7 protein-coding genes are annotated in these 12,280 nt (G+C 38.3%); all 7 read right to left on the bottom strand.

Translation table 11 applies throughout. The features are described 5' to 3' along the window. Positions 1 to 2: 2 nt before the first annotated feature. Positions 3 to 1,355 (bottom strand): sulfatase-like hydrolase/transferase, encoded by a 1,353-nt coding sequence (locus AC4MRQ_RS06400; RefSeq protein ID WP_491196828.1) that lies wholly within the window; start codon positions 1,353 to 1,355, stop codon positions 3 to 5. Positions 1,356 to 1,408: 53 nt separating this feature from the next. Then, on the bottom strand, positions 1,409 to 2,938 hold the full coding sequence (locus tag AC4MRQ_RS06395; RefSeq protein ID WP_491196827.1) for a RagB/SusD family nutrient uptake outer membrane protein: 1,530 nt from the start codon (positions 2,936 to 2,938) through the stop codon (positions 1,409 to 1,411). 16 nt (positions 2,939 to 2,954) lie between these two features. Further along, positions 2,955 to 4,295: a glucoamylase family protein gene (locus AC4MRQ_RS06390; protein WP_491196826.1), complete on the bottom strand. Its 1,341-nt coding sequence runs from the start codon at positions 4,293 to 4,295 to the stop codon at positions 2,955 to 2,957. Between the two features lie 27 nt (positions 4,296 to 4,322). Then, entirely contained in the window at positions 4,323 to 6,290 is a 1,968-nt protein-coding gene (locus AC4MRQ_RS06385; protein ID WP_491196825.1) for a glucoamylase family protein, read from the bottom strand. A 66-nt stretch (positions 6,291 to 6,356) separates the two neighbouring features. Further along, complete coding sequence (locus AC4MRQ_RS06380) at positions 6,357 to 7,436, bottom strand: LamG domain-containing protein (RefSeq protein WP_491196824.1); 1,080 nt, start codon at positions 7,434 to 7,436, stop codon at positions 6,357 to 6,359. A 26-nt stretch (positions 7,437 to 7,462) separates the two neighbouring features. Beyond that, on the bottom strand, positions 7,463 to 9,034 hold the full coding sequence (locus tag AC4MRQ_RS06375) for a RagB/SusD family nutrient uptake outer membrane protein (protein WP_491196823.1): 1,572 nt from the start codon (positions 9,032 to 9,034) through the stop codon (positions 7,463 to 7,465). An 18-nt stretch (positions 9,035 to 9,052) separates the two neighbouring features. Beyond that, the gene (locus AC4MRQ_RS06370; protein WP_491196822.1) at positions 9,053 to 12,139 is read right to left on the bottom strand and encodes a SusC/RagA family TonB-linked outer membrane protein; all 3,087 of its coding nucleotides are present in this window, start codon (positions 12,137 to 12,139) and stop codon (positions 9,053 to 9,055) included. Positions 12,140 to 12,280 lie beyond the last annotated feature (141 nt).

Raw genomic sequence — 12,280 nt, 5'->3', positions numbered from 1 at the left:
TATTATTTATTGACTTTATAAGAACCACAATAATCAGGTTGCCATCCCCATTGGGGATTCAACATCTGGTCAGACATGTCGGTATATATATCCATGAGTTCTTTCACCTTCTCAGGATATTGAGTACTTAAATCGTTTTGTTCACCAATATCATTTGCCAGATTGTATAGTTCCCAGTCTTCATGATCACGGTGCTTTAAAAGCTTCCAATCACCCTTTCGAACGGCATGATGCCAGAGAAAGCGCCAGTAAAGAAACTGATGTGGTTCACCCTCATTCTCTCCGGTTATATAAGGCAACAGGTTAACTCCATCGAGAAACCATTCCCGATCAACAATATTACCAGTAGATGCAATGGCTGTTGGCAAAATATCAAGTGAAATGACAGGAAAATTAAGCTCTCTGTTTTCCGGTAACACTCCTTTCCACTGCATACAGAATGGTACGCGGATACCTCCCTCATAAATACTTCCTTTGCATTCGCGTAAAGGAGTATTATCTGATCTTTCACATTCTCCACCATTGTCACTGTAAAAGAAAACAAGGGTATTCTCTTCAATACCACATTCTTTTACTGTTGACATGATTTTTCCAATATTATCATCCATGCAATTGATCATTGCCAAAAATGTTCTTCGCTTTTCATCTTCGACATTCTTAAACTTCTGTTTATAGGTTTCAGGCACCTGAAATGGTCCGTGTGGTGCATTAAATGGTACGTAAAGCAAAAATGGTTTATCCCTGTCTGCATTCCTTTCGATAAATAACGTCGCTTCACGACCAAAAGCATCTGTGAGGTATTCCTCTTCAGATAAAACAGGCTTCATGCCTCTTAGCAAACTTCCCTTGGGATTGTCGTTGATAAAATAACCCGATGCCCCATTAATAAATCCGAAGAATTTGTCGAAACCTCTTCGAGATGGATTACGAAGTGGAACATTCTCTTCATGCCACTTCCCAATTAGTGCCGTATTATAACCCAAATCTTTAAAATATTCACCTATTGTGGTTTCTCTTAGTGGAATACCCGGGACAGTTTCCTTGGTGCGACGAAATGGCCCAGGATTGTCTTCAAACCCGAAACGATTTTGATAACGTCCGGTTAATAATCCTGCCCGGCTTGGTCCACAAACAGGACAGGTTGTGTATCCATTGGTAAAACGCACACCATTTTTAGCTATTTCATCGATATTAGGTGTGGGATTTTCTTCACATCCCATATAGCCAACATCGTTATAACCTAAATCATCGGCTAATATTATTATAATATTAGGCTGTTTTTTCTTTCCCGTATTACCCAAGGCAATTGATGCTGTGGTGCAGATAATTGCTATTACGGTAATCACTTTTAACATGAGGGTGTTAGATTTTTTCATAATATGTAAGTCCTCTTTTTAGTGATATGATTCTAATTGGATAATTGTGAAAACATTTCTACTTGAGCAAGTGGGTATGGATAGTAAATTTTATCTTCTGTAAATACCCTTCCATCATAACTTAATTCGTCATACCATTTCAAACGAATCATATCATAATACCGCACACCCCATTCCATGGCAAGTTCAGCGAATTTCTCATCCATCACCTGTTTATGGTTGACATTATAAATAGATTCAAGTCCGGCTCTTCGTCGAACAAGGTTCACTGCATCATCAGCACTTAAAATGTTGCCGGATGCACCTTGAGTTAACGCTTCGGCATGCATTAACAATATTTCAGCATAGCGAATACATTGTAAGTTTTTATTTGTACCATATATTGTTCGTCCCGGAGTTAATTGATCTGATGGTAAATAATGTTTGCCTGATGAAAAATAAGCTCTTGGAAAGTCATTTATCGTATCACCCGAAGGTGTAATGTTTGACATCCATGATGGAATATCATCCTTACCTAAATAGCTTTTTAATTCGGCCAGACCTCTATTGGTAAATAGTACACTCGTCTCCAGACGTATTCGTTCATCACGTTCAAGCATGAACTTGACATACTTAAAACTAGGTTCATAAAAACCCCAACCACTTTTAGCTCCCTCAACTTTTGGTGACCAATTTTGTGGACCGAAATAAGCAAATAAATAACCAGTTCTTGGTCCTTCTCCTTTACCAAAATCTGAATATTGAATTTCAAGTATATTTTCGTTATTTAATTTGCCTTTCAGCTTAAACAATTCATAGAAGTCTGGTTCGAGGCTAAAAAGATCGGATTCAATTATTTTGCTTGTGGCCTCGGCCACCACCTGATAGTTTTTCAGCTCAAGGTTGGCGATTGCTTTAATGGCCAGGGCGGTGTATTTCGTAACTCCACCAGGGATATCAGTTCTGTTTTTAGGATGTATATCTGGCAGAAATGTTATAGCATCATCCATTTCAGCCGAAATGTGACGCATAACTTCATCTTTGGTGCTCAGATCACTGACTAATAATTCGGCCGGGTCTGAACTTCTTGGAATAAACACTTCATCCCACATACGGGATAAATACAATAGATGCCAAGCCCTTATTACTTTAGCTTCTGCAGTATATTGATCAACCTTAGGATTACCGCTTGCTTTATAGTACAAATTGAATTCCTCTATTGCTGTGTGTATACTATACGAGTTCTGATACAACCACACCCAGATTGTATTGAACATCCAATAATTGGGATCATAGTCATAATCCGGTATTATTGGTCCACTATCACCTAAGCCTCCATTATTAACACCATCTTCCCTAAATGAAATCATTGGGAATGCATGCCAGGGACAATTATAAAATCTACCATATATTCCAATCAGAGGTAGTATCATATTTTCAGAAATGGAATAATCAATTGTGTTCTGTGGTTGTTCCATTTCTAAAGGAGTATCAAGCACACCTTCACAGGCCAATAATTGTACCAATGCATATGTGCTTAATACTCCTATTAGTAGTCTACGAATATTTATTGTCCATATCATTAATAACAGGTTAGTTTTAATTTGTTACTTCAAAACCCAACCGCACTAATCCTTGTTTCACATCTTCATTTTTCATAAATAGATCCCATAGCAAACCAGATCTATAATTCTCTATCATCACAGGTATAGGTCCCTGATCGATGGCCAGGTATCGTGGTGTATACCATGAATCTGAATGGCTATAGGCATCAAAAGGACCATAGGTACCAACCAGTGAATCGGCATCCTGATAAAGGTATTTGAGAAATTGCATGGATTCTACAGGAGTATAAGGGAACGAGCTAAGAGCAGCCGTAGGTGATATAACGCCCAGGTCCGCATCACCAGGATGATGCCCTGAATATCCATTCATAGAGTAACTCGATGTTAAGCCCCATTGTTTTGCTCCATAACCTTCAAAGTCCTTAGGATTATCAACGCAATAATTATAATGTATTTTTGCATGATTGGTTGTTAACTCCCAATAATCAGCATAGGTATCTTTTAATCCTTTAGGACTTAACCCTAAATAAGAGTAATGTGACCAGAAAAGTGGTCCAATAGGATCATCACTGTGCTCATAGTAGTTTAATACAGTTGGTAAACCATAATATGTCGTATCATTTGATATATCTCCTTTTACGGTCCATCCCTGGTGATAGACAGACGGCTTAACCGGATGGGTTGGTGACGAAGCTGCCAGCACATACATGATCAGGCATTCATTATAACCACCAACAGCAAAATTCATGTCCCATCCATGGTTAGGTGACCAATGCCAGTACAATACATCTTCGCCACCTTTGGTATACCAATCCCATTCAACTTCATGCCATAATTGATTAATATCTTTGACGAGCTGCTGTTCTTCTTCAGTGCCGCCTTTGTAATATTCGGCAACTGTCAATAAACCTTGCACCATAAAGGCTGTTTCAACCAAATCGCCACCGTCATCTTTTTTGCTAAATGGTGCTACTTTGCCTGTTTTCCCATCTAACCAGTGTGGCCACGCTCCATGAAATCGATCGGCTTCTTTTAAGAAGGCAACAATTTTCTGGAAACGTTCCAATGCTTCGTTTCTGCTGATAAAGTTTCTTTCGACGCCTACCAGAATGGCCATTACACCAAACCCAGAGCCTCCCAAAGTGACTATATGAGCATCATTTTCAGGATATTCACCATCTGTATGAATACGTTCACAAGCCATACCACTGTTTGGTTCCGCACCATCCCAGAAATATTGAAACGTTTGATACTGTACTGTATCCAGTAGCTGCTCATCAGTCCAATCCTTTGCATCTGCAAGATGAGTATTCGTTTTCTTATGCCCACAGCTAACTAAGCTCATAAGCATTATTACGAGGTATATTGATTTCATTTCAATCTAAATAATAGTTACCAAGTATTAATTGGTGAATCCCAAAATATCCATAGCTGTTTGTACTTCAGGTGCCGACATAAACAACTCCCATAAAAGACCAGTACGATAGTTCTCTATCATCAATATTATAGGTCCCTGATCAATTCCAATATTTGAAGTGGCGTACCATTCATCCTGAATACTGAAAGCATCATAAAAACCATATGGCCCCCAAAGACGATCACCTAAATGATAATAGAAATGTTTTAAGGCCTCCATTGATTCATCAGGAGTATATGGGAAAGAAGATAAAGCAGCAGTTGGTGTAATCACACCCCGATCGTTTGTAGGCGAATGAGCTGAGTAGCCTTGGTAGCCATCGCTAGCTGTCAAACCCCAGCAATCCTTGCTATATCCAACATATCCTTTTGGATTTCTGATGCAATGCTCCCTATTTATTAAGGTATGATTCACCACCTGTTCCCAGTAACTCTCGCCTTCATCACCAACCAGATTGCGTGGGTCTAATCCAAGGAAAGTATATTGTTCAAAAAATAAAGGTCCGCCATAATTTGGTCCCAATGGTAAGGTTATTCCATAATAGTCCTGACCATTTAAGAAATTACCAGCTTTCCACCCACCATCATATACTTCTTTAGGTATTCCGTGAGTAGATGAAGTAGCCGCCATAAAATAAGTTATCAAGGCTTCATTCCAGCCTCTTATCTTATGATTCTTCTCCCAACCATAGTTAGGTGACCAATGCCAGTATAGCCCATCTTGACCATTTTGCCTGTACCAGTCCCATTCTATACCGTCCAGAATGGTATTTATTTTATCAATTAATGCCTTTTCGTTTGCATCACCTTCATTAAGATATTGTCTGACAGTCATTAATCCCATTGCCACAAAGGATGTTTCAACCAGGTCACCACCATCATCCTTTTGACTAAATGGTTTTGCAGCACCCGTCTCACCATTCAGCCAGTGCGACCAGGCACCATGAAAACGATCGGCTTTATCGCCAAGGAAGTTAATCATGGTTTCTAATCTTTCAACACCTTGGTCACGAGTAATAAATTCCCTTTCGATACCAACAGGAATAGTCATCAGGCCGAAGCCACTGGCTCCTGAAGCAACTGTACTTCCAGATGTATTACGTTCCCGGCTCAATCCACTTACCGGGTGACCAAAATCCCAGAAGTACTTAAAGGTTTGCTCTTGCACCAATGTTAATAGCTCTTCATCACTAATCTCAGGAAATTTGTAAGTGGAATCAAGTACAGTAAAAAGTGTATTTGAAAAACCGTCAAATTTTGATCCCTGAACACTTTCCAGATTTTTACTAATGTTAAAATTGTATTTGCTTAAATATTTCAATGAATTACCACCTGTTAGGATAACTGTCTGATCATTATTAGAATAATTAAAATCAAAGTTTGGAACATTCTCTCCAGACATTACAATTGAACTCTCCATTGAACCACGCTCTACGGGAACAGAAAAATTAAGTGTTAATTCCAATTCAATTGGTACATTTTCTACAAACTCTGTATTAATTACGTCATTATTGTCAATTACTAAACTCAGTAACTCCAGATCTCCAGCAGCAGTTTTAAATGTAATTATTTTGTCCTCTATGCTTGCTCCACCAGAGCTCTTAAGCTGGTTAGTTATCTGTAGCTTGTAAATTTCGAAATTTTCAAGAGGCTCAACCGGAGTAATATTAAGTGTTTTATTATCAGAAGAAAAACTGTAATTAATATTTACGATTTGATCATCTTTTGATAGTAAAACACCTCCGGAAACTGACTCCTGATCAAGAGAAGTAGAAAAAACAAGTCGAATTATAGGTGTGGTATTTACATTCTCTGCATGAGAATCAGTTAGATCTATTTCATCTGAATTGATGTAAATATTATTAAGAATTAACGGAGAAACCGGATCATCTTTTTTACAGGCAGTTAGAAGTGGTAAAAGCAGGAAAGCGATATATAGTTTTCTGAAGATCATAACATACAGGTTAATCAGGCTACCCCTAACATATAGAGAGGCAGCCTGATAAAATGATAAATAGTATTACAACTCGTCGGCAATAATAGCCTTAATTTCATCCTGAGTTAAAGCCTTTTGATAAAGTCTCAACTCATCAAACTGACTCATATCTTCAAGATGGTTCCATCCGCTAAAGTATGGGCCTCCTGAAGCAATATAAAGATCTTCACAGTTATCCCAACTTATTGGTGAATCAAGTGGTCCTTCAGATGCAATTTCTCCGTCAATATAAAGAGCTGCCGCTCCGTCACTTATTGTAACGGCAATATGTATCCATTCTGTTGTCTGAGGATTTACAGTTGCTGCTGCCCCACCATCGAACCATTGATCTGCTGTTCCATTACCAACATTTAATTTTATTGTCTGAGCATCGTCGCCACCTTCACGGAACAATCTAAATCCAGCACTACGGTTGTTATTACCTCCTGTAGGACTTGCAGACAGAATACCCGCACGACCTTGCTGGGCGATATTATACCAGAATGTAGCGCTCATCGAAGTGCTGGTAAAAAGTGCACTTACAGGATACGATAGGTTTGCCCCTTCTGCGCCCTGATATGCAACTCCAACTTTGCCATCCGCTGTAAAACCGGGAGATCCTGTTATTTTAGCCTCCTCAACTGAAGCATGATCTAGGAAATGATTTTGGAAACTCATATAAAATGATTCTCCGTACATAGGTTGAAAATCTCCCATTTCCACTACAGTGAAATTAATCGTTTCTGAGGTAACTGATTTACCGGTTTTGTCTGACACATCAATTTGTAAAGCATATACACCTTCTGTAAGGTCTAATATATGTCCATTAAGAGGAGCATATCTTCTATAATCCTTAAATTCATTTACACTCTCTAATACTTCCCCGTTAATTGTAAATGAAACTGATTCCAATTCTATATCATCAACAGCTTCCAGGGACACAGGTAGTCCGGCTCCGGTTGGAACTATTAACTGATCACCTTCCATTGGGGAACTAATCTTAATCGTAGGAGCTAATTCATCTGTCCCAGGTTCCACACTTGAGATATCGTCTATAAATCCTTCCTGGCATGCATTAAATATCACTAATAATGCCAATATTATTAATTTACTAAATACTTTCATTTTACCATTGTTTAAATTAACAGTAATTACTTATTGTCTGCGTAAGCTCTAAGGTTTGGCAGTTGATCCAATTGTGCTAATGGATAAGGTAAGAATACTTTATCCGCTGTAAACTGACGAACACCATCGCTTTCGTCATAGCGATCACTATAACTTAGCTCATCATACTTCTCATATCTTACCATATCGTAGAAGCGTGAACCAAATTCCATTGCTAGCTCAGCAAATTTTTCATCCAACACATTATCAAGTGTAACTCCACTAATAGGATCTAATCCAGCCCGGCCTCTTACTAAATTCACAGCCTCATCGGCTGACATCCTTGAACTTGTGGCCCCTTGAACCAAGGCCTCTGCATGAATTAGTAATATTTCCGTATAACGTAATAATGTATAATTTTTACCAGTTCCATAATTAGAACGCCCAGAAGTTAACTGATCTGATGGTAAATAATGCTTGCCACTACCGAAGATGGCTCTCGGATAATCGTTAATAATATCACCTGAAGGTGTAGTATTGGATATCCATGCTGGTAGATCAGCATAATTTGAATCTTCTTTTATTTTATTAATTCCTTCATTTGTAAAAAGTACACTTGTTTCTAAACGTGATGTCTCTTCTCTGTCCAGCATAAACTTAATCCATTTCATACTTGGTTCATAAAAGCCCCATCCACTTTTAGCCCCATCTACTTTTGGCGTCCAGTTTTGAGTACCATAAAAAGCATATAAGTATGTCTCCGCTGGTCCTGTACTTTCACCATAATCAGAAAACTGAAGCTCAAGTAGATTCTCAGAACTTAGCTCTCCGTCTTTTTTAAAGAGTTCATAATAATCAGTAAATAATGAAAATTTATTGGAACCAATAATTTCTGAAGTAGCATCGGCTACCGCCTGAAAATTTTTCAACTCCAAATTCACCATTGCTTTTAATGCCAATGCGGTATATTTAGTAATACCTCCAGGAACATCTGTACGCTGACTCGGATGTAGATCAGGTAAAAATGGAATGGCTTCATCCATTAAGTCTGAGATATACTGCATTACTTCTTCATAACTTGAAACCCCAGAAACAAGCATCTCTTCCGGGTTAGATGATTCAGGAATAATGATATCGCCCCAGGTTCTGCTTATATTACGCAATAGCCATCCTTTAATCACCTTTGTCTCAGCAATATATTGATCAGCGTTAGGATTCCCAGAATTCTCTCTATACAGCTCAATTTGTTCCACAGCGTCAAACATCCTGAAGATAGTTGTATATTCCAATTCCCAATATGTATTATACATCCAGAAGTTCTGATCGTAAACATATCGATCAGTCATAAAAAATGGCTGTTGATCACCATAACCTCCGGCATTTACGTCATCACCCCTAACTGACAGTAAAGGTATTCCTGCCCATCCTCTCTTATTATAAAATTGAGCATATGCTCCATATAATGGCAAGATCATATCTTGCGATATAGTATAGTCAATATCTTCGGTTGGCACCCTGCTTTCTATAGGTTCATCCAACAAATCATGGCACGAAGCAACAGAAAACAGTACTACAAACAATACCAATGATTTTACTATATATTTGTTAATGACTTTCATAATCTTCTGATTAATCAATTAAAATTTAACATTTAAGCCCACTGTATAAATAGCCGGAATAGGGTGAGTCTGGTTATCAATTCCATTTGCCACTTCCGGGTTAAATCCGTTGTAATTAAATACAGTTACAGGACGTTCAGCTGTGAAAGAAATTCGGGTAGCGGGCATAGTAACACCCAACAACTCTTTATTTGAAAGGGTATATGCCAATTGAATATTTTGGATCCGGAAGAAGGAACCATCCTCAACCAGGTAATCACTCATTTTTTGGTTCCATCCTTTTCTCAACCCTTTAGATGACGGATACTCGTTAGAAGTACCTTCACCATGCCAACGGTTTTTAGCCAGATCGGCATCCATATTAGTATCGTTGGTCCATATCCTTTCACCACGCTTACGGTTTAATATCTTGTTCCCCGACTGACCTGCAATATTGGTCGTTAGCTGAAGGTTTTTATATTTAATTCCCAGGTTAGCACCGTACAAAATTGTTGGGAAATACGAACCAAGAATGACGCGATCTTTATCATCAATCACACCATCATTATTCTGGTCAACATATTTAAAATCTCCTGGTTCAAGACCAGCAACATCTGCTGTAGTTGGATCTGCATCAATCTCAGCCTGATTTTGATATACACCGGCTACTTCCCAACCATAAAAAGACTCAAGAGCTTCGCCGATCATTGTTCTTTGACGGAATTCTGCGGAACCTCCATCAATATAGTCCTGCCCATATAAGTCACGAACTTCATTCTTGTTAGTTGAAAAATTGGCTCCTACCCAATAACTTAAGTCACTTGTTATATTATCACTCCAGTTTACACTAAACTCAAATCCTGAATTACGGATCGTACCGGCATTACGCCAGCCACCCCCTTGAATTACTGGTGTATTAACCCAAATCGCTGCTTCTTTTGTATCTCTTGTATAATAATCAGCCTCAATATCCAATCTGTTGTTAAACATATTAGCACTAATACCAATGTTAGTTTCTTCTGATAACTCCCATCTTAAGAAGTTAAAATTATTAGATGTTACTGTTCCTGCAAATCGCTGATCATCCAGTGCTACGTAATTAACGGTTGTAGACTTACTTCCATCAGAATATTGTATATTTTCGTTACCTAATTGTCCCCAACCAAACCTGATTTTCAGGTAATCAAGGAATGCAACGTCTTTAAGGAAATTCTCTTCAGTTAGCACCCATCCAGCACCAACTGCAGGAAAGTAACCCCATTTATCTTCAAACTTACTACTGCCATCAGCACGCATTGTAGCGTAAATCAAATACTTACCCGCATAATTGTATGAGAATCGGCTAAAATAAGATTGACCATATCTCTTGTAAATACCACCGTCATCATCTCCGTTAATGGCTTTATTATCGTCATTCGCCAGAACTGAATCCGCATTTTTTGATTGATCAATATACCAATAGTGTTCTTCTCCGGCTGGTACATCTTCTGCCGATGCCCATAAAGTGCGCTTAAACTCATGACGGTATGATGTACCTGCCATAGCAGTAAGATTATGATCGCCAAAGCTGTTAGTATAAGTAAGAACGTTATCCCAAATTACATTTGAATAAGTTTCCTGTTGTTTTTTGACTTTAACAAAGTCGTCTCTAAATACCCTTTCTACTTCATCCGGTTCTGTATAGAACTCTCTGAACCATTCTTCATTCATATAGAAAGGTTTATTAACCTCGCGTTTAAATAATGAAGTGTATGCCTGATTGTAAGAAGTTTTGAATGAAAGCTTGGAAGGAATTAAATCAATTTGTGTATAGAAATTAACATTAGCCTTCATGATATCCAACTTATTATCATTATATAGCATGTTTGGAAATGGATTTTGATTTTGCCGGTAACCCAATAATTTCGCATCGGCAAAATTTTCCGGGTAAGCTATACCTTCATAATCAGGATCATGAACCGGTAAAACAGGTACTGCCAAATAAGCCTGTTTCCATGCCCCATTGGTAGGGTCAACTTTCGTGGCGTTACTGAAAACCATATTACCGCCATATGATAACCAGTCATTAGCTTTTGCATCGATTTTAGCAGTCAGGTTAAAACGTTCATAATAGTTCTCAACGTCCATGATACCATCCTGCTTAAAATAACTGGTTCCCAATGCATAGTTTATCTTTTCGGTGCCACCTCGTGCACTTACACTATGGTTTTGTATTGGTGCAGGACGCAGAATTTCCTTATACCAGTCGGTATTAACATCCGGTACATTGGGATTCACCCGGCTACGGCCATACTTTTGCATCGCATTTTGCACAAACTCATGATCTACTCCGCCTGATTCTATGGCCATTTGGGTAAATTGCTCCGAATTAGCCATTTGAAGTACGTTTTGTGCAACCTGATAACCATAATAGCCATCGTACTCAAATTCTGTTTTACCTTTAACTCCTGATTTTGTTTCAATCAATATAACTCCGTTAGCAGCCTTTACTCCATAAATAGCTGCCGCAGATGCATCTTTCAATACCGAAAGTGATTCAACATCATTCATGTTTAAGAAGTCAATATTGTCATAAAACATTCCATCCACTACATAAAGTGGATTTGCAGCTCCGTCTCTGTAAGAGCCAATACCTCTAACCCTTACTGTTGACTGATTTCCTGGTTGCCCGGAACTTACTACCTGCACACCTCCAACTTTTCCCTGTAAAGCTTGCGTTACATTGGAAGCAGGTGTTTTAACTAATTCTTCTGAATTAACGGTTGTAATGGCCGAAGTCAGGTCTTTTACCTTTTGAGTACCATAACCTACTACTACTACTTCATCAACTAATTCAACAGATTCCTGAAGAACAACATTAATTACTGACTGGTTGCCTACCAGTACCTCCTGATTTTCGAATCCGATAAAGCTAAATTCTATTATAGCATCAGAAGTGGCTTCAATTGAATATTTACCTTCAATATCCGTGATTGTACCTACAGATGTTCCTTTAATAACTACAGATACACCCGGTATTCCTATATTGTCGACACCAGTTACTTTACCGGACAACATTTGCTTTTGTTGTGCCATTAAAAGTGTTGATACGAGCAATAAAAGAATTGAATAAAAGACTTTTTTCATGTTCTTAAATTTTTAGAGTTCGCAAGGTCAAATGTATGGAGCATACTACACGATTTAAAAAAAACACCCGCACCAAAACCTCTCATTGTTAAAAAGTCTTAAATTGCATTTGCATAATTACCTCACTAATGATATATTTTA

Source organism: Carboxylicivirga sp. (genome assembly GCF_982718395.1).
The sequence above is the reverse complement of the archived record's forward strand: the minus strand, read 5'-3'. Positions and strand labels throughout refer to the sequence as shown.

What these genes read in the sequence shown, in the direction of transcription:
- AC4MRQ_RS06400 (WP_491196828.1), bottom strand. Translation starts at nt 1,355, where the DNA reads ATGTTAAAAGTGATTACCGTAATAGCAATTATCTGCACCACAGCATCA.
- AC4MRQ_RS06395 (WP_491196827.1), bottom strand. Translation starts at nt 2,938, where the DNA reads ATGATATGGACAATAAATATTCGTAGACTACTAATAGGAGTATTAAGC.
- AC4MRQ_RS06390 (WP_491196826.1), bottom strand. Translation starts at nt 4,295, where the DNA reads ATGAAATCAATATACCTCGTAATAATGCTTATGAGCTTAGTTAGCTGT.
- AC4MRQ_RS06385 (WP_491196825.1), bottom strand. Translation starts at nt 6,290, where the DNA reads ATGATCTTCAGAAAACTATATATCGCTTTCCTGCTTTTACCACTTCTA.
- AC4MRQ_RS06380 (WP_491196824.1), bottom strand. Translation starts at nt 7,436, where the DNA reads ATGAAAGTATTTAGTAAATTAATAATATTGGCATTATTAGTGATATTT.
- AC4MRQ_RS06375 (WP_491196823.1), bottom strand. Translation starts at nt 9,034, where the DNA reads ATGAAAGTCATTAACAAATATATAGTAAAATCATTGGTATTGTTTGTA.
- AC4MRQ_RS06370 (WP_491196822.1), bottom strand. Translation starts at nt 12,139, where the DNA reads ATGAAAAAAGTCTTTTATTCAATTCTTTTATTGCTCGTATCAACACTT.